Source organism: Ancylomarina longa (genome assembly GCF_003996985.1).
GTDB lineage: Bacteria > Bacteroidota > Bacteroidia > Bacteroidales > Marinifilaceae > Ancylomarina_A > Ancylomarina_A longa.
This window is the reverse complement of the sequence record NZ_RJJX01000021.1, coordinates 45,025-65,436: the sequence shown is the minus strand read 5'-3', so window position 1 is coordinate 65,436 and position 20,412 is coordinate 45,025. Positions and strand designations below refer to the sequence as shown.

The 20,412-nt window shown below is 36.3% G+C and carries 15 protein-coding genes; 3 read left to right on the top strand and 12 right to left on the bottom strand.

Features of this window, described 5'->3' with window-relative positions; translation table 11 throughout:
- The 5 genes from DLK05_RS13225 to recQ all read right to left on the bottom strand — a co-directional run.
- The coding region (locus DLK05_RS13225) for a hypothetical protein (RefSeq protein ID WP_209319877.1) at positions 1 to 859 on the bottom strand (859 nt) is incomplete at its 3' end.
- A gap of 190 nt (positions 860 to 1,049) precedes the next feature.
- A complete protein-coding gene (locus tag DLK05_RS13220) occupies positions 1,050 to 3,602 on the bottom strand; it encodes an NACHT domain-containing protein (protein ID WP_127344484.1) in 2,553 nt (850 codons plus the stop codon).
- 131 nt (positions 3,603 to 3,733) lie between these two features.
- Entirely contained in the window at positions 3,734 to 4,501 is a 768-nt protein-coding gene (locus DLK05_RS13215; protein WP_127344483.1) for a LytR/AlgR family response regulator transcription factor, read from the bottom strand.
- Between the two features lie 91 nt (positions 4,502 to 4,592).
- Positions 4,593 to 6,710, bottom strand: a complete 2,118-nt coding sequence (locus DLK05_RS13210) for a S9 family peptidase (RefSeq protein WP_127344482.1) — start codon at positions 6,708 to 6,710, stop codon at positions 4,593 to 4,595.
- Between the two features lie 152 nt (positions 6,711 to 6,862).
- Positions 6,863 to 8,974 carry a DNA helicase RecQ gene (gene recQ / locus DLK05_RS13205; RefSeq protein ID WP_127344481.1) on the bottom strand — a complete coding sequence of 704 codons (2,112 nt, stop codon included), beginning with the start codon at positions 8,972 to 8,974 and terminating at the stop codon, positions 6,863 to 6,865.
- Positions 8,975 to 9,092: 118 nt separating this feature from the next.
- On the opposite strand from recQ, the gene DLK05_RS13200 reads away from it, so the two are divergent.
- A complete protein-coding gene (locus DLK05_RS13200; protein ID WP_235832004.1) occupies positions 9,093 to 10,394 on the top strand; it encodes a CD0519/CD1768 family membrane protein in 1,302 nt (433 codons plus the stop codon).
- 171 nt (positions 10,395 to 10,565) lie between these two features.
- Positions 10,566 to 11,501 (top strand): lysyl endopeptidase, encoded by a 936-nt coding sequence (locus tag DLK05_RS13195; protein ID WP_127344479.1) that lies wholly within the window; start codon positions 10,566 to 10,568, stop codon positions 11,499 to 11,501.
- Positions 11,502 to 11,973: 472 nt separating this feature from the next.
- On the opposite strand, the gene DLK05_RS13190 is transcribed toward DLK05_RS13195, so the two are convergent.
- Complete coding sequence (locus DLK05_RS13190) at positions 11,974 to 14,484, bottom strand: endonuclease MutS2 (RefSeq protein ID WP_127344478.1); 2,511 nt, start codon at positions 14,482 to 14,484, stop codon at positions 11,974 to 11,976.
- A 239-nt stretch (positions 14,485 to 14,723) separates the two neighbouring features.
- On the opposite strand from DLK05_RS13190, the gene DLK05_RS13185 reads away from it, so the two are divergent.
- Positions 14,724 to 16,394 (top strand): alanine/glycine:cation symporter family protein, encoded by a 1,671-nt coding sequence (locus DLK05_RS13185; RefSeq protein ID WP_127344477.1) that lies wholly within the window; start codon positions 14,724 to 14,726, stop codon positions 16,392 to 16,394.
- Positions 16,395 to 16,447: 53 nt separating this feature from the next.
- On the opposite strand, the gene DLK05_RS13180 is transcribed toward DLK05_RS13185, so the two are convergent.
- The 6 genes from DLK05_RS13180 to DLK05_RS13155 all read right to left on the bottom strand — a co-directional run bounded on the left by DLK05_RS13180 (position 16,448) and on the right by DLK05_RS13155 (position 20,357).
- Positions 16,448 to 17,020 carry a pentapeptide repeat-containing protein gene (locus DLK05_RS13180; RefSeq protein ID WP_127344476.1) on the bottom strand — a complete coding sequence of 191 codons (573 nt, stop codon included), beginning with the start codon at positions 17,018 to 17,020 and terminating at the stop codon, positions 16,448 to 16,450.
- A gap of 43 nt (positions 17,021 to 17,063) precedes the next feature.
- Positions 17,064 to 18,164 (bottom strand): DUF2891 domain-containing protein, encoded by a 1,101-nt coding sequence (locus tag DLK05_RS13175; RefSeq protein ID WP_127344475.1) that lies wholly within the window; start codon positions 18,162 to 18,164, stop codon positions 17,064 to 17,066.
- Between the two features lie 26 nt (positions 18,165 to 18,190).
- Positions 18,191 to 18,994, bottom strand: coding sequence for a PhzF family phenazine biosynthesis protein (locus DLK05_RS13170; RefSeq protein ID WP_127344474.1), 804 nt, complete (start codon positions 18,992 to 18,994; stop codon positions 18,191 to 18,193).
- Between the two features lie 19 nt (positions 18,995 to 19,013).
- Complete coding sequence (locus DLK05_RS13165) at positions 19,014 to 19,520, bottom strand: hypothetical protein (protein WP_127344473.1); 507 nt, start codon at positions 19,518 to 19,520, stop codon at positions 19,014 to 19,016.
- Positions 19,517 to 19,918 (bottom strand): pyrophosphohydrolase domain-containing protein, encoded by a 402-nt coding sequence (locus DLK05_RS13160; protein WP_209319876.1) that lies wholly within the window; start codon positions 19,916 to 19,918, stop codon positions 19,517 to 19,519. The genes DLK05_RS13165 and DLK05_RS13160 overlap by 4 nt, the downstream gene beginning before the upstream one ends.
- A 142-nt stretch (positions 19,919 to 20,060) precedes the next feature.
- Positions 20,061 to 20,357, bottom strand: a complete 297-nt coding sequence (locus DLK05_RS13155) for a hypothetical protein (protein WP_127344471.1) — start codon at positions 20,355 to 20,357, stop codon at positions 20,061 to 20,063.
- Positions 20,358 to 20,412 lie beyond the last annotated feature (55 nt).

The following is a 20,412-nucleotide window of genomic DNA, read 5'->3' as shown; positions in this document are numbered from 1 at the left end:
TTAATGCATCTGTATAACTTGTCTTTGCGGTAGTATAATCACCAGAATTAAACTGGGAATCTGCCAATTTAATGATGGCAGCATACTTTTCAGACAATGCCTTTTCTGCTGCTGCTAGCTGTGCTGCCTTATCTGCTTCGGCTTGCTGGCTTGCTAACAGTGCATCTATCTTTTGAATCTGAGTCTTTGGATATTCCTCTTTTGGCTTGATAGTTAAAGCATTCTTATAAGCAATTTTTGAATCTTCATATTTTTTTGCTCTAAAATTAATGTCTCCGAGCTGAATTGCAGCATTAAAAGTACGCTCCTGAGCCAAACGCTGAGCTTCAAATTCAGCAGCTCTTCTTCTGGCCTCCTCTTCTGCCCTTCGAATTGCATCCCTTATTTGAGAATCATAATCTCTATCATAATCAAAATCATCTAATTCCTTATCATACATGATCATTCCCATTGGTTGATCGAAAATAGAAAGATCTAATCCCTTGTATGCAGGAAAAAGAGATACCATAAATTTAAATGGTGGGAACTGGCTATCTCTACTTAAAATATCTGCTGGCACAAAGGTAGAAATACTGACCTTCTTTGTTACAAATCCTTCCTTTGAAAAAACAAGCATGTAATCATTTCCAAACTCCAAATCAAAATTAAATTTACCACTATTTTCCACCATTTTTGAATCCGTCTTTACCGCATTCTTAAAGATCGTAATTATGGTGTTATCCAAGCTTCCATTTTCGATTTTCACCTTGCCAAAAATGGAATATTTCTGTTGGGCTTGAGAAACAAAACTACTAGAAAGAAAGCTAAGTAGTAATATCGAAAATGCGTAGGGAAAAAGAAATGTTCGGATGTTACTCATATCACTTTTTTATTTTACAGATAGCAAGAAAGGTATGGAAATATAAAATTTACGCTCTAATATTCGTCTCAATTTTACTCTACATACCTGTAAAGGTAAAATTTTGAAATGAATTTCGAATAGCTCTTAACAAAACAAAGCTGTTTGCAAATGCAAACAGCTTTGTTGAAGCGTGGTATTGTGAACCAATTTAAACAAATAAAGTTTCTAATATTCTTCCTGAAACTCTCTCATTAAATATTTTCTGTTCCTCATCTAAACAAATTCTTTCTTTTGTCATTTCGCCCCATTCATTGTAGACACAAGCCATTTTTTTCAACAAGCCATTGGTTGACAAACGGTAATTTGCAAATTCACTTATAGCGATTGCCCTATTAAAAGATGCTTCCACCTGATTGCGATCTTCCATTTCTAAATAAACAGAAATCATCATACAATAGTAATAAATCTGCAAATCATAGTTTTGTTTTGACTGAATAAATGATTCGCAAGCTTGAAGGTGTTCTAATTGAACATCATCTATCTTCATACCTAGTGCGTGTTGCGCAAATATCCGATAACTCATTAATATCTTTAAATTATCCGTAATTACATTCTCTTCATAGTTAATGTACAGATGTTCTGCATCATCTACCAATTGAATGACTTTGTGATAGGACTTCATATAGGATAAAACCAAACATACCTCCAGTTCAAACTCTCCATCCAACTGATTACCACCTTTTGCATATCCAGAATAAGCAATTTCCCGATAATAATATAATTTAAGCATTTCAATCTGATCTGTATCCCGATCAAAGAAGTGCTTGAACATTAGTATCGCTGATAATCTATGTGTAATAGCAATACCACTGCAAGTATCATCTAATCCTTCCAAGGTTAAACTTTGGTAATAAATTTCGGAACGAAGAGAATCCAGCGTAAAAATTGAATGTAGCAATAGAATACCCAGTGCATTTATTCTTAAAGATTTGCTGGATTTATTCTCAGCCAAAGCGATGAGAATCCACTTATTCTGCTCGCTTATATTTCTACAATCCATAAACATCCGGTTCAAATAATCTGAAGCTATAGGATTTGTGCAAAAGTATTCGATTAATTCCGAACGTTGTGCTTTTGCGTGTATGGTGGAACTTAATAAGGTGTCTAGTATTCCTGTATCTGACAAGGTATCATTACTTAATTGAAATATCTCTTTAAAATCTAAAGACACACCATTTGAAAATGCACCAGATATCAAAAACTTAATCAGACGATTTTTTATTTCATATCCAGCATATTCAATATCTACTTGTTTTATTAAATTAAAATCAATTCCTCCATGTTTCTCTATTAAATCTATCCCGATCAATGTCTCAAATACTAATTCATTGGTAAGCTTAACAAATCTGCAATAACTGTACTTTTCATTTAAGGCAATATATTCAGTAAGAAGCCCATAGGATACAAGTTCTTCGTAAGCCGCATGATAATTTCCTGCGGATTTCAGGTGAATTGGATATCGCTCCCTTAAATCCATTTTTTTAGCTGCGGTACCAAATTTTCCATGTTGAATTAGGCTTAATATTTCACGAAGAAGATCCGTTTTCTCTTCTGAGAATCGAGAATAGAAAATTTTATTTTTCAAATACTCTTTCAGTAATTCGTGCCCCTCGCCATTAGCATATTCTTTATTGGGATCAAAAAGCTTAACAAACAACTCCAGAAAAAATGGATTGGAAATTACTTCTCTTTGTGTCTGACTCAAATCGGCCACCTTTAAACAAATGGAATATTCTTGATTTATGGTTCTATTAATTACATATTGAATCTCATGATTTGTTAATGACTTCAGATTCGTATGGTTTATTTTATCAACATTTCGTCCCAAATCATACCAACAATCAGCAAGTTGACTGCCTTTTAAAACTATAGGTAAGGCGAAACGCTCCCAAGTTGTATTTCGAGACGTAATAACTAATTTAATCTTATCGGATTCCTGATATTTTAAAATAAACTGTTTTAATTGTAGAAATAATCTCTCCAATTTAAAATCGTCATATGTTATCTCATCTAAAGCATCTATTACAATGATTATACGACTTTCACATTCTTCCGGGTGTTCTAAAAAATATTGAAATGACTTCTCCTTTGAAAATTTAATTTGATCTTTCAGCCATTGATCCAATTTAAAATCCTTTCTAAGAAAGCTAATCATGTTAATTGCACTAAGGAATACCACCACATCTTCCCTCTGATTACGAATCCAATTCTTTTCAAACCATTTTGCTAACATGCTAGACTTTCCATATCCACCCGGAGCAACAAAACTCATAGCAATTTTTGAAGACTCCAGGAATTCCTCCATTCTATTCTCTGCATCCTTTATGGCAACAACTGCCGGAAATGAGATACCAGATTGTCCGGAAATAAGTTGATAAGTTTCCTTGCTAAGGTTGAGGGATTTTTTACGGAATGCTTTCCAATAGTCCTTTGGCTCTAATTTTTTCTCCAAACTTGAAGTATGATAATCGCAATAATCCTCCCAACTATCAAACTTGAGGTATTGAGCAAGAATATTAAGGGTGTATTTAGCAGGATGAGTCGTCGCTTTTAAAAAGCCGTATAATCGACGTATCGTAGTTGTACTGATCCTAGTACCTGTTACGTTACAAATGGTATCGGCAAGAAATTTACAATCTTTTGTGTAAACTAAATCTTCCCCAAAGGCTTTTAAAATATCGGATTTTAGCTGTTCAATCATAGTAGTAGTGGTTATTCTTTGATTAAAATCAAGGTGAAATTACTCAAGAATTAGTGGACTGTCAATCCACAATTAACCATTACCTCATTTGGATTTCTAATTACGTTGTTTGGGTTTGTATTCGCGTTAGGCTATTTTTTTATATCTGGAAGATAATGAGCTAACTTTTTGATTTGCTTTAAAAATTCTGACTTTTTACCTTCAGAGACATCTATCTCTGTCCCATCCGTAAGTACTATCTTGCCAGCTCTTCCTTTTATATAGTTACTCACAAAATTCAGATTGACTAAATGTTTGCTATGAACTCTGCAAAATACATCTGATGGTAATATATCCTCAAAATTAGAAAGCCCTTTTGATACGAGAATGTTCTCCCCTTCGGTTAGAAAAAATTTTGTATAACTACCATCCGCCTGACAATAAATGATCTGCTTCAATTCAATAATTTTTAGACCATTGGTAGTTGGCAAAATAATTTTCTGATGGTGATTATTCATGCTATCGTAAAGAATCTGGATCTTTTCCTGCATACCAATCGCACTCCTGTTTTCCTGATAACGCTTCACAGCACTCTGAAGTTCTAGATAGTTTATCGGTTTTAACAGATAATATAATGCTGCAAACTGAAAGGCTTTAATTGCAAAATCGTTATATGCCGTGGTAAAAATAACTTCGAAATTACGTTCCGTTACTCTTTTTAATATTTCAAATCCATCGCCATCCGGCATCGATATATCCAAAAAAACCAATTCTGGTTTAAGTTTATTAATAGCTAAAATCCCGGACTGTACATTATGAGCAAAACCGACAACTTCAACATCAGAGCAATATTTTTCCAGCAATTTGTGAAGTGTACTTTGACTTTTCATCTCATCGTCAATAATAAGTGCTTTAATCATAGCAATAATGGTTTTCGTCGGTATTTTACAGAAACCAAATATACAAAAAAAGCACCCTCTTGGGCGCTTTCTAAAAACATTAATGTTCCTTTTACCTGTTAATTCCTACAAGATCCAGAACAAAAGCATATTCCAATGAAACTTCATGTAACCGTTCGAAACGACCTGATGCTCCTCCATGTCCAAAATCCATATTGGTTTTTAATAATAGAGGATTTTTATCTGTTTTCATATCCCTTAATTTAGCAACCCATTTAGCAGGTTCCCAATATTGCACCTGCGAATCATGTAATCCTGTTGTAACTAACATTGCAGGATAATTTTGGGCTTTTACATTATCATATGGAGAATAGGAAAGCATATAATCGTAGTATTCTTTGTTTTTAGGATTTCCCCATTCGTCAAATTCTCCTGTTGTTAATGGAATCGTTTCGTCCAACATGGTTGTTACTATATCAACAAAAGGAACCGCTGCAATTACTCCTTTGTAAAGATCTGGTCGCATATTTACTATAGCTCCCATTAGCAAACCTCCGGCACTTCCTCCCCATGCAAATACTTTTGTTCTATCCACAAAATTTTGATTGTCTAAATATTCCACACAAGCATTAAAATCAGTAAATGTATTTTTCTTCTTTAAAAGTTTTCCATCTTCATACCAGTAGCGTCCCATTTCCTGGCCACCACGTACATGAGCTGTAGCTACTACAAAACCTCTATCAAGCAAGCTTAATCGTACCGAACTAAAATAAACGTCGGAACTGCTTCCGTACGATCCATAACCAGATATCCAAAGGGGATTCTTTCCTTTCTTATACATATCCTTCCGATAGACTAATGAGATTGGCACTTTGGTTCCATCAGCAGCAGTTGCCCACAATCGTTTTGCCTCATAATTATCCTTATTAAAATCTCCAAGAACCTCCTGTTGTTTCAATATGGTTTTCTCCTTAGTATTCATATTATAATCGATCTTAGAAGTAGGTGTGGTAAGAGAGGTATATCCGTACCGAAGCATATCTGAATCAAATTCAGGATTAGTAGAAATCCATGCATCATAGGTCTCCTCGCCAAAATCAAGATAATGCTCTTCACCGGTTTTCCAATTACGAATGCGAATCTGATTCAATCCGTTTTTTCGTTCTCCAACAACCAAATAGTTCTTGAATATTTCAAAATTACTTAGGAAGACATCATCTCGATTTGGAATCATTTCTATCCAATTCTCTTTTTCTGTTTTGTTCACAGGAGTCTTCATCAATCTAAAATTCTTAGCCTTATAATTTGTCCTGATATAAAAATGATCCTGATAATGATCGATGGAATATTCCAAATCCTTTTCTCTTGCCTGGAAGATTTTAAATTTACTATTGGGCTTATTGGCATTTATATACCGATATTCTGAAGAAAGCGTACTACTTAATCCGATAATTATATACTTACGAGATTTTGTCTTATAGCAAAAAGTATAGAAAGTATTATCTTTTTCCTCATATACCAACTCATCATCCTTCACCGATGTTCCTAAAATATGCTTAAAGACTTTATAAGGTAAAAGTGTTTCGGGATGCTTTACGGTATAAAAAACCGTTTTATTGTCATTTGCCCAGGTGATACCTCCTGTTGTATTAGCTATTTCATCCGGGTAAACCTTGTCGTCAACTAAGCTCTTAAATTTAATGGTATATTTTCTGCGACTCAACGTGTCTTCGGAATAAGCTAAGATCTCATTGTTTTCGCTAACCGAATAACCACCAATATTATAAAAACTATAAGCTTTTGCCATTTCCGGCACATTCAACATGATTTGCTCTTCAGCCTTTAAATTACCTTTTTTTCTACAGTATAAAGGATATTCTGCATCACCTTCTGTCCGGTTATAATAATAATATCCATTCGTTTTGTAAGGAACAGATTCATCTGTTTTTTTAATGCGTGCAACCATTTCATCAAACAGCTTGGTTTGAAAAGTTTCGGTATGCTTCATTACTGCATTAGTATAAGCATTTTCTGCTTTCAGATAATCAATTACCGAAGAATCTTCTCTTTGATTCAACCAATAATAATTATCTATTCTGGTATCACCATGAATGCTTAGCTCTTTTGGAAATTTTTGGGCGATAGGAGGTTCTGGTAATTTTACTTTGGGCTTGCACGAAAGGAATGAAATTACCACAAGCGCAAGGCTCACAAATGATTTAATTTTCATGTTTTGTAAATTAGTTAATGTATATAGTAGGCTCTTATCAAATAGCAATTGTAGCTATCCATGATAAAATGAAATACTAATTTAACAAAACCATATGGATTTTCAATAATTATTCGATGGATACAATAAAGAAACGATTAATGATAATATTTTCAGGATGAAAGTACTTTAAGGTAAGATATTCCCAAACGAATTTTGTAATATTCTATCTCCTCGTGCAAAAAAAGGTATAGGTCTTTTAAATTACTGGTTTCATTTAAGGAATGATAAGCAGCTCCAATTCGTTCTAATTCGGAAGAATTAAGATATTCCAACAAATCGATATCAGCACCTTTCTCATATAATGAAGCTAAATGAGAATAAATTGTTAGGTTGTTCATCTTCCGGATACTGGCAATCTCTTCTACCGAAAATCCCTGTTTATAAAACTCGTAGGTTTGATAAAAAGATTCTCCGCTTTTCTTGGCTTCCCTGTTTTTATTCTGACGAAATTCTAAAATTTCGTTGATGAACAATTCTCCGTAAAGTTGATATTTTTTTACTCCAACACCAGAAATTAATTTCATTTCAAGTTCACTGGTTGGTTCTTCTTGAGCCATTTCATGCAAGCTAGCATCAGAGAAAATAAGATAAGGTGGGATCTTTTCTTCCCGGGAAATATGTAAGCGCAATTTCCGAAGTGCCTCAAACAATCCTTCTCTTGCTTCTTGTTTTTGTGTTTTAATTATTGGTTTCGGTTTTGGTTCAGATTTCATCTTCGCCAAATGAATTAAATTCACCAAACGTTCCCCAAACAAAACCTCTCGACCTTGTTCTGTAAGAAGCAAAGCATTAGCATGGTCATAGGCTACCGAAATAAATCCCATGTTTAAAAGTTGTAGTAAATATTGCTGCCAATCCTGATAAGAAATATCCTTTCCTACACCATACGTCTTAATTTTATGGAATCCTTTATTCAGAATTTCCTGACGGGAAGAACCTCGTAGCACATCAATAAGGGTACCGGCTGCTACCTGTTCCTTTAAACGAACAATGGCTGAAAATGCTTTTTGAGCGATTATCGTTCCGTCGAACGAACTAGGTGGATTTTTACATACATCGCAATTTCCACAATCTTCTTCCAGATGCTCTCCAAAATAGCTTAAAAGTATTTTTCTGCGACAATTCTGCGCATCACAAAATTGCTGTATCCGCTCCAGCTTAGCCTGCGACACCTCCTTCAGCGCTGATTCTTCAATAAATCGCTGATGAACAATCACGTCGGAATAGCTATAAAATAACAATGTGTCGGCTTTAGCACCATCTCTTCCTGCCCTTCCAATCTCCTGATAATAGGACTCGATATTACGTGGTAAATTGTAATGGATTACCCATCGAACATTAGATTTGTCTATTCCCATTCCAAAGGCTATGGTTGCACAGATAATAGGAACTTCATCAGTAATGAAATCCTCCTGGCGTTTGGCTCGTTCCTCTGCACTTAATCCTGCATGATAATATGCAGCATTTACACCGGCATTCTTCAATTTTTCGGATAAGCCTTCGGTGGCTTTTCTGCTCAAACAATAGATAATACCCGATTGATGTGGTCGCTGGCGGATAAAGCCTAATATACTTTTAAATTTATCTTTTCCAGGAGCTACATTCAAACTAAGATTTGGACGATCGAAGGAAGATATAAACACTTTAGGTTCTACCAAACCCAACTGATTCACAATATCTTTTTGGGTTAGTTTATCAGCAGTGGCGGTTAATGCAATTACCGGAACATGAGGAAACTGTTTTTTGAGGTAAGCCATTTTGGTGTATTCCGGACGAAAATCATGTCCCCAAACCGAAATACAATGTGCCTCATCAATGGCAAAAAGATTGATCTTTAATTGCAAAAGCAGATAATAAAATTCCTGACTGAGCAGCTTTTCCGGTGATACATAAAGCAAATTTATCTCTCCCTGATTGATTCTTTCGAGAACAGCAGCCTGTTGTTTTTGACTTTGAGAACTATTTAGATATTCAGCTTCAACTCCATTGGCATGCAAGCCTTCCACCTGATCTTTCATCAATGCAATTAATGGGGATACCACAATTGCTAAACCATCCATTATCAATGCCGGAATTTGGTAGCAAATGGATTTTCCTCCACCAGTTGGCATGATAACAATAGCATCTTCTCCTTGCAAAACACTTTGTATTACCTGATCCTGCAAAGGACGAAACTGATCGTATCCAAAATACCTTTTTAGTGCTTTTTTTGCTGCCGACATGAATAAAAATTAATTGGGAAGACAAAGCTAGCACAATTGCCCGAAAGATTAAAGAAGTTTTTGAGAACAAGGATTTCTTCTCTCTTCTATCCGTCCTAAAATGCACCTAAATAAAAACATGTATTTGAAACATGTTAAAGTGAACTTAAAACTGATAAATATCATAAAAATACATGCTTGTGTAAGCCAACAATATTCTACATTTGCTGCGATTTTAAACAACAAAATACAATCGAATAAAATGAATGCAATCAAGTCAATAAAAGAGACTGATTTTCTGAAGAAAAGAAGATACGAGGCAGTAATGTTCCTGCTTACCTTTTTTGGTGTTTTTGGATATATAGGACACACGATGGGTGTCGCAAATATGCTGAATACAATCATGAATACGGCATGGGATTTATTAATGAATACCGTCTTTTATATCATGGGAATCACCGTTCTGTCAGGAGCTTTGGGAAAGCTTTTGATAGAATTTGGAGTAGTGCGATTATTGGAGAAAATTCTGGCTCCTTTAATGAAACCACTATTTAATTTACCTGGTGTAGGAGCTTTGGCTGGTGTATTAACTTTTTTATCAGATAATCCTGCTATCATCAGTCTTGCCAATGATAAAAATTTCAGTAAATATTTTAAAAATTACCAACTGGTATCCCTAACTAATTTCGGAACTGCCTTTGGAATGGGACTAATTGTATTGACTTTTATGTCGACCCTAACAATTCCAGGTAGTAGCGAGAATCTATTTATTCCGGCACTGATTGGATTAGCTGGCGCTTTAATGGGAGCCATTGTTTCTACTCGTTTGATGCAGCGGTTGATAAAAGGACATATTCCTATACGAAAAGATAATGATTTTGATGGCGCTACGGAGAAAATCAGTTTCAAATCGGAAGGTGGTATTTTTCTTCGTTTTCTGAATTCTATTTTAGATGGAGGAAAATCAGGTGTTGACTTGGGTTTAGCAATAATCCCCGGAGTTTTGATTATTTCAACCATGGTAATGATGCTAACCTTTGGACCAAAAGATATTGCTTTAGGTTATCAGGGACTTCCGTATGAAGGAGTTCCAATCTTACCAAAGCTGGCAGGTTATATTTGGTGGTTGTTCGAAGGATTATTCGGATTTAAATATCCGGAGCTAATTGCTTTTCCTGTAACTTCGTTAGGAGCTGTTGGTGCAGCCTTATCGCTGGTAAAAGCATTTATTGCAAAAGGAATTATAGATGGAAATGTAATTGCAGTTTTTACCGCTATGGGTATGTGCTGGAGTGGTTATTTAAGCACACATACAGCTATGCTGGATACGCTTAATTACCGCGAATTAACTTCTAAAGCATTACTATCTCATACTATTGGGGGTATTGTTGCCGGTACTTTTGCCCACTATCTGTATCTGCTCCTGAGTAACTTTCTCTAGATATAAATTACACCTATTCTTAAAATGCCATCTGTAAAAGGATGGTATTTTTTTATGCCAAATCTGTAAAACAAATTAATAATTTTCACCTCCTTGTTAATTATTAATTAATCGACACATTAATGCTTCCTACCTATATTTACTTCTTTCACCATCTTATTCTACAAACAAATGACAATTCTAAAAAAGCTAATTTTTGTGATGATGCTCTCCTTCCTTTTCGGATGTAATAATGGAGAATCCGGAAATACTAATCCTTCGGATGAAAAACCAACAACTCCTCTGAAAGACAAATATTCTGCAATTTTTGGTGGAGGCCCTTTTTATTCCGGCGGCATGGAGGTAATCGATGATTTAAAAAATTCGGGATTTACTACCGTGATATTATGGACTATCCACATTGGAGAAGATGGGAGCATGAATTTTAATGATAAGACCATAATTGATGCACAGGGAAATTATATTGGTGATGTGGAATGGGAAACCCGACTTTCGGCACTCCTGCAATCCCCAACATCGGTTGACCGAATTGAGATAGGAGTTGGTGCCTGGGGTGCAAAATCATGGGATAATATCAAAACATTAATAGCCAAAGAGGGAACTGGAGAACAGACAAAACTTTATAAGGCTTTTCAATTATTGATGGAAATAACCGGAGCTACAGCCATTAACTTCGACGATGAAGTAACCTATGATGTAGCGTCAACGGTACAGTTTAGTTTGATGTTAGCTGATATGGGGTATAAAATCAGCTTGTGTCCGTTCAACGAGGCGGACTATTGGAAAGCTGTTTACAATCAGGTAGAATCTGCCCAAGCCGGAACCATCGACAGAGTATACCTTCAATGCTACGGCGGTGGTTATGCAAATAAAACCTATCAGTGGAATGCACTCTTCGGAGATTTGAAGGTTTCGAAAGGTTTGTGGTGCAGGAATGGTAGCAACTGTAATAATGGCAATAGTCCTTCGGATATTGAAACAAACCTTACGAAGGAAGCCAATAATATCTCAGGGGGTTTCATCTGGTTGTACGATGATATTCAAAAATGTGCTGCATACGGCAATACTGCTTCCTATGCCAAGGCAATTTCGAAGGGATTACAATAGTTTTTCACAAGAAACATGCATCGCCGCCAGAAAAATTTACTTTTATTTTCGATAAAGCTTGCTCTCCAATGGTGTTGCTTATTTTATCAAGGTTAAAATGAGTAAGTCCAACGACTTGCTCGTTTTACCAAGGCTAAAAACGGGAAACTTCGACAACTTACTCGTTTTACTAAGACTAAAAACGGGGAAGTCCAACGACTTACTCATTTTACAAGACAAAAAACGGGGAACCCCAACGACTTACTCGTTTTACTAAGGCTGAAAACGAAGAACACCAACGGTTTACTAGTTTTTCGAAAGCCAAAAACGAAGAACACCAACGGTTCTGCATATTTCTAATATTCTATAATGAAGACCTCCGAGAGTAGTATTCATTTTTAAATTAGTAAAACGATCAACACCAGTAGTCTTACTCGTTTTATCAAAAAAACATATCGGAAGTTGCTTCAAGCAAGGAATTTTTCAAATTCCCCTACTCCATACGAACCACCGTAATGCCGGAACCTCCCATTTGAATCTTTTCATCGCGGAAGGATTGTACCAAGTCAACGGTTTGCAAATAATCGCGTATCAACTGACGCAGGATTCCATGACCTGTGCCGTGCAATATTCTAAATTCTCTAACTTCCAGCATTATTGCTTCATCCACATGATCCATTACCAGTTGCAAAGCTTCATCGCCCCGCATGCCTCGCACATCAATATCGGGTCTGAAATTCAATTTGCGTTTGGAAATTCGCTCCTGCACCAAAGCGGAAGTCTGATTGTAGGTTTTCTCCTGCTTTTTAAGTTGCGACTTGCTGGCTTTTGATAATCGAGCCGTTTTCACGGATGTGAGAATACTTCCGAAGGCTACTACAGCGGTTTTTTTATTGATTTCGATTACCTCACCAATAGCATTCTGATTGTCCAAACGAACCATATCACCTTTAGTAATTTCAGCACTTTCTTCTTTTTTTGCCGGCTGTTCTTGCTTGTTATCTAAACCTGATTTATCGATAGATATCTGCTCTTCTTTACTCCTTTTTCCTATTCGATTCTGTCTATTCTTGAGTTTTTGAATTTTCCGATTAATTCGCTCCTCTTCTTCCAGTTCCGATTGCGTTAACTTCTCCTTTGTTTGCTCAAATTGCTTACGAGCACTTCGGGTTTTTTCTTTATCAGCTTTGCTTTCCTTTATTTCCCGTATGGTTCGTTCAATAGTTCTATTGGCATTTTTTAATAATTGCTGTGCTTCTTCTTGTGCTTTAGCAATAATATCCTTGCGTAATTTGCTAGCCTCCTTCAACTCCTGATCATACTGCTCCACCAAATGATCTAGCTTCTTCTCATTTTTTCTGATTTTATCGCGCTTGGTTTCCCAATATCGCTTATCGCGAACAATATCACGCAAGTGTTTGTCGAAATTAATATGATCTGTCCCTATTTTTTCGGTTGCCGCTTTAAGTATTTCTTCAGGTAATCCTATTTTACGGGCAATCTCAAATGCAAACGAAGAACCGGGCTTTCCTACCTGAAGCTGAAACAATGGCTGCATCTGATGCGAATCGTATAACATCGCTCCATTCTCAACCCCCTCGGCTTCCGAAGCAAAGTGCTTTAAACCGGAATAGTGCGTTGTAATTACTCCTCGTACCTTTTTACGATTTAATTTATCTAATATCGATTCGGCAATTGCTCCCCCCAAAGCGGGTTCTGTTCCTGTTCCAAACTCATCAATTAAAATAAGTGTTTCGGGATTCGACTGTCGCAAGAAATGCTTCATGTTCATCAAGTGAGAACTGTAAGTACTCAAATCGTTCTCAATAGATTGCTCGTCGCCTATATCAATAAAAATGCGATCGAAAATTCCAATTTTTGATTCTTCTTCCATCGAAACCAACATACCGCACTGAAACATATATTGCAGCAAACCTACCGTTTGAAGACAAACAGATTTTCCTCCGGCATTCGGACCCGAAATCAATATGATTCTCTGTTCCTCTTTTACTTCCAGACTTAAGGGAATTACTTTTCGACCTTCGTTTTGCAAGCTCAAAAACAACAAAGGATGTACTGCTTTCTCCCAAAGCAAGCTTGCTGTTTTCTCCATTTTTGGCAATACAGCGTTTACATGAATGGCAAACATGGCTTTCGCCCGGATAAAATCGATCTTGGCCAAAAATTCATAAGCCAAAAACAAATCATCAATGTAGGGGCGTATTTGAGCAGTAAACTCCTGAAGAATATGTATAATCTCGCGGCGTTCCGCATACTCCAGTTCCCTTATTTCATTATTGGTCTCGACAATTTCCGCTGGTTCAATATAACTGGTCTTCCCGGTAGCTGATTCATCGTGTACAATACCATTGATTTTACGCTTATAAGCCGATGTCACAGGAATCACAATTCTTCCATCGCGAACCGACAAAGCCACATCCTGATCTACCCAACCCTCTTTTTGTGCAGCACGCATTAAAGACTGCATGCGTTTTGAGATGGTGGATTGCTTTTGAATTAAACTACTTCTGATTTGCTGTAACTCGGGAGAGGCGTTATCTTTTATCCTTCCATTCTTAGTAATAATTCCATTAATGCGATCGAAAATGTACGGATACATCTTTACATTACCGGTCAATTTCATCAGATAAGGATAATCTTCTGGTTCCTGTTTTTGAAAAAAGCGTAAGATTGCGGAAACAGATTCTAAAGAGCGTTTCAAATTATACAGTTCTTCCAACTCCAGATAAGTTCCCTCCACCCGCACTTTGTGAAGGCTTTCCCGAACATCAATAAAATATCCTAAGGGAAAATTCTCTTCTTCCATGCAAATGGTTTTAAATTCGTTGGTCTCATTCACCATCCTATTTACGGTTTTATAGGAATTCGAAAAACGAATGGCATCTACCAAATCGCGTCCCAACGAACTTAAACATTGTTTCTTAACCAGTTCTCTTACTTTATCGAACCGTAGCTTTGTTTCAAAATTTTCAGGATATATCACTTGCTAATTTTCAATCTTTGTTTATGCTGCAAAATTAGTAAAAGAGATGAAGTGGCAAAAGGACTGCGAAAGAGGAAAACTTTATTCTTAATAAAAGATAAGCTCGTATCCTCTCCGAAACAATCGCATTTATGAAATATGAATAAGACAAATTTCTAGTCTCATTTAAAAATTATCCTTTATATTAGAGAGATTTTCAAAAAAACACAGATTAACCCTTTATTACAAAGCCCTATTTTATGCACAGAATAAATGATTTTTTAGCTGGTATCGAAATCTATTTAGGGGGTAGCCTTTGGTTTACCCTCTTGTTATTAGGAACAGGTATTTTCTTCACCCTTTACCTGGGATTCCCTCAATTTAGATTCTTCGGGCATGCACTAAAAGTGGTAACCGGGAAATACGATAAACCCGGAGAAAAAGGAGATGCTTCCCATTTTCAAGCTTTAACAACTGCCCTTTCGGGAACTGTAGGAACTGGTAATATTGCAGGTGTTGCTTTTGCAATCTTTCTGGGTGGTCCTGCCGCTCTATTCTGGATGTTGGTGACTGCCTTTTTGGGAATGACAACGAAATTTGTCGAGGTAACCCTTTCACACAAGTATCGCGAAACAGATGAAAAAGGATTTATATCCGGAGGACCGATGTATTACATGAAGAACAAGTTACACATGCCTTGGCTTGCTGCTACTTTTGCTGCCATGACTATATTCTCCTCATTTGGAACCGGTAGCCTTCCACAAATAAATTCCATATCCAGCTCCTTATACTCTACTTTTGGGGTGGATAAAATGCTTTCGGGAGGTATCTTAACCGTCCTGCTCGCCTTTGTGATTTTAGGTGGTATTAAAAGAATAGCGAAAGTAACCGAAAAACTGGTGCCTGCTATGGCAATCATTTATTTTGTAGGTGCCTTATCTGTAATCCTATATAATTACGAAAATATCATTCCCTCTTTTATCTCCATCTTCTCGAATGTATTTACAGGTACAGCTGCAACAGGTGGTTTTTTAGGCGCCGGTTTTGCATATGCCTTTAATCGCGGAGTAAACAGAGGCTTATTTAGTAATGAAGCCGGACAAGGATCTGCTCCTATTGCCCATGCTGCTGCTCGTACCGAAGAGCCAGTTTCAGAAGGCATGGTAGCTATACTCGAACCTTTTGTGGATACTATTATTATCTGTTCCCTTACCGGATTAGTGATTCTATCCTCCGGAGTATGGAAGGAAAAATTACCCAATCGATTTCAGGATACCGATATGACCATACTTACCGGCACATATAATGATACGGTAAAAGCAGATCAATCGAAGCTATTTAATTTTTTGAGCGGTAAAAGTGAAATCCCTTTATTCTCTGGCAATTTGCAAGTAAAGGAAGGTATGATTCAAAACAAGGTATCGGTTATAAATGCCCGATCGCTTGCCGAAGATGTAAAAGTTTACGATGAAGAAGGAAAGCTATTCACAGGAATAGTGGCGGTAGAAAATGGAAAGAATGAAGATGAAAATGGAGTTTATTTTAAGGGAGAATCCTTGATGCACTCCGCTCCACTAACTGCGGAAGCATTCACACGTAGCTTTTTAGGTGACTGGGGACGATGGATTGTATCGATTGGATTATTACTTTTCGCATTTTCTACTGCAATAGCCTGGGCTTATTATGGCGATAGATCGGTAACCTATCTGTTTGGAGCAAAAGGCGTATTGCCGTATCGTATTATTTATTGTATTGCTTTTTTTATTGCCTCCTTTGCGGATACGACAATTATATGGACTCTTTCCGGAATTACCATCGTACTCATGGCTTTACCAAACCTTTTGGGTATTCTGATGCTACACAAGGATATGAAAACAACGCTTAACACCTATTGGGATAAATTTAAAAAAGAACATCCGAAAAAAGCATAAGCTCTTACGTTAAAGAAAGGCTGTCTTTTTCAAACAAGACAGCCTTTCTTTTTTTATTCTATATCAATATTATACCGATCCAGTAATCCGGCAATATCTGTTAAGGAAAATTTTGCTTTTCGAATATAATTGGTTTCGGGATGAATGGAATAATTTCCCGAAGTTCTAAAATCTGCCTGCTCCAATTTAGTATGATCAAAAACAGCTCCGCTTAACTCACATTGTTCCCAAATTGATCGACTAAAATCAGCTTCGGCAAAATCGACTTCCTGTAGATTGCAATTCTTAAACTTTGTGCCCTTCAGCTGTAATTGATAGAACGAAGCCAAATTCATCTGACAATTCTCAAAATCGAAACTTAACAGCAAGTGATTACAATCCTGAAATGCAAGTCCCAATAATTTACAATTCTTAAATATTACTTCCCGAAAGGTAGTATTATGAAGCTTTGTCATGCTTAAATCACATTGTTCAAACTCACATGCTATAAAAATACTCCCCGACAAATCAGCATTTGCAAAAGAACAATTAACGAATTTACAATCCTCATATTCTCCCTTAGACAATGGCTTCGCATTAAAATCTAACTTTTTAAAGGTCTGATTCTCTATATATTCTTTCGACATTCTTAGCTTTCTTTATTGTTACAATCTGTAATAACAATTTTTTTTATTTACTGGCATTTAAAGCATATATCGCAAAAGTTCCCAGCCAATGACTTCCTTCATAGGAATCTCCTATCACATTAGGTAATGAGTACTGAATATGCTTATCAGCAATCGGCAACAAGTGCTGATATTCGGGTAATGTATGGGCAATTCCGTACAAACACCATGCTCGGCTAAAATTCAAACCATCTAAATGTACTAAATGCCCGTCCTTACGATCGCTCACTACTCCGAGCTGCAATGTAAATGCAGGATTGGACAATTGAGGCAAAAACTGCTTTAACCATTTGGCAAACTCTTCTTTTGACAATGCTTTACGCATGATATCCACTTCCTCAAAGCAAGGCGATAAAAAATCTGTTCCATTAGGTTCCCAACTCAATGGCCCATTCTCATCATTTAAAAAGTAATCTTTTGCTCTGTTTACAATTACAGTTTTTAATTCCGAGTTAGCCACAGTATTTGCATAATCAAGCGCAAAAGACATTCCAAATGCCGTATTCACATGTGTTCCCACTCGGATTGGATAATGTAATTTCGGCAAAAATGTTTCAAATCGCTCCACAACAAGATTAGTGAGTGGCTGCAAATTAACTTCCAATTTTCTGGCTAAAGGAGAATCCCAGGTATGTAATTCTTCCGCCAACTTCAGTAACCAAGCCCAACCATAGGTTCGCTCAAAGGAGCTTTCCTGTTCCAGCTTAAAATACTTTACTTCCGTCAGAATATTTTCTTTGGACAAATGTTCCAGAAGAGCATATTCTATTGTTTCAGACTCCTTCAAACCAGGGAATTCTTTCAATAATTTCACCAAAGACCAATGCCCGTGAACTGCGGAATGCCAGTCAAAACATCCGTAAAAAGCAGGATGTAATTCTTTAGGAGTTTTTAAATCTGTATCAGCAGTTAATACTTGTCCCAATTTATTGGGATATTCCGTATCAATCCCATGCAAGGGTAAGCGTACCAATTTCTCCGCTTGCAGTAAACTTAATTCAGGAATAGTCCTCCTTTTATTGGTTATTGATTCATTAGCTTTTCCATTATTGGAGTTAGGTGTACAAGCCAATAAAAATATAAGAAGTAGATATAGATTTCGCATATGTAATTGGATTCTTAGTGTTCGTTTTATTTCTGATCAGAATTAGGCAGGAAAATTTCTCCAACGCTATAAGTTATTGCTTGTCCTGCTATAGAAACCCGTTCTCCTTCATCTTTACAATACAAAACTCCCTTTCTTTCTGACACTTGAAAGGCGAGTTGTTCTTTTTTACCATTCTTTTTACTCCAAAATGGAATCAAACTACAATGTGCCGATCCTGTTACCGGATCTTCAAAAATACTTGCCCCAGGAGTAAAAAAACGAGATATAAAATCCGATTTAGTTCCAGCTGCTGTGCAAATAATTCCACCATGTCCCAAATCAATTTGTTTCAACTTATTTTCATCCAATTTTAAAGTCGAAATTTCTTCTTCCGACTCATAAAGCAACACATAATCACGAGAGAGAAAAACCTCACTCGGTTGAATATTAAGACTTTCTTTAATTATCTGTGGCAGTTCTGCCTTTACTGGTATTCTCGAAGGAAAATCCAATACATATTTATCACCTTCGAAACTAACCTGTAAATCTCCACTTGCCGATTGGAAATAAATAATATCCTTCTTATAATGTAAATGTTCACGAATAACATGAGCACTCGCCAGACTTGCGTGTCCGCATAAATCCATCTCTACTTCGGGAGTGAACCAGCGGATATGAAATCCATCATCAATAGGAATAAAAAAAGCCGTTTCAGCCAGATTATTCTCTTTGGTAATTTGGAATAAAATGTCATCTGGCAGCCATTTCTGCAAAGGAATTACACACGCAGGGTTTCCTCCAAAAAGGCGATCCGTAAAAGCATCAACATGATATTTTTGAATTTTCATCTTTGTTATGATTTAAGTATTACTCCTTTATTCTACGATAGCTAGATTCCATATACAACTCCAGTACTTTTCCATTTTTCAAATTTGCAATCTGATATTTATAGGTATCCTCATCCTCAAAAATCCAACTCTCCCGAAGTTGCTCCTGATGATAATTGTATTCATAAATCAGATTTTTATCTTTAAAATAACACACTCCGGATGTAATTCCTCCAAAAACATCGAACTCCCAGAATTGAATCACGGAATCCTTCATATTCCAGGCTCTCATGCCTTTGTTTCTTAAGCCATATTCATTCGTTTTCCTATTAATTGTGCCATAGGTTTTCACCTCAACCAATTTGTGGTTCAAATTCCAGCTAAACTGCACTTCTTGTTTAAAAGGATTTCCATTAGACCACTTTCCTTCTGTCAACCATTTTCCTTGAACAAAACGATCAAATGCTTCCAATGGGGATTGCTGTTGTGCGCTCAACAAACCTGAGAAAAGGAGACAGAGTAATATTAAATATCTTATATATTTCATTTTCTCTGAATTAATGTGCTTTTACCAATAATACTTTCAATTTCAGGTTTAGAATATAAATCAGACTTAATTACCTTTCCATCATGTCGGTATAATGGATTCCCATTTTCATCTAATTTACTCATATTACTTCTATGTACTTCCTTGAAAATTTCGGCATATAAATCCTTCAATCCAAATTCCAGTACAGTCCCCATTAATACATAGTGAATATCAGCTAATGCATCAGCTACCTCAATCAGATCTCCTGACTCCCATGCATTTTTAAGTTCATTCACTTCTTCCTGCAAAATATTTTGTCTTAGCTCACATCTGGTAGCAGATGGGATTATTGGATTTTCTTCTACCGGAACACCAAATGCCCGATGAAATGCTTTCACTTTATCTAATTCTATCATCTTAAATATCTTTTAAAAGTAGGATTCTTCCAATCAGAATTAGAAGAAATTTAAATATCACCAAATCTTTTGAAACAGCAGAGAAGAAAGCATAAAAAAAGACTGCCAATAGCAGCCTTTTCAACGAATCCATTCGAACCAATTACAAACTTACTGCAAAGGTTAAAAATAAGCGTTCTGTTGCAGGATTTACAGTTATTCCTACGCAAACCGACAGACTAAATTTATCGGTTATATTAAGCTGATCGTACATACTCATATTTACATTTATGACATTCAGATGATCGTCATAAAATCCTTTATAGGGAGTAATTCCTACTACCCATGAAAACTTTTTCCCTCCAATAAAACGAGAATAACCAAATTCTATATAACTGGAATATTGCGGATTCTGATCTTCATCCCAATCCATTTGACCGTGAAAAAGAACTGATGCCATTATTGATATTGGAAACTTATCATTGACTTTAAACTTTACCAATGCGTCAAATAAA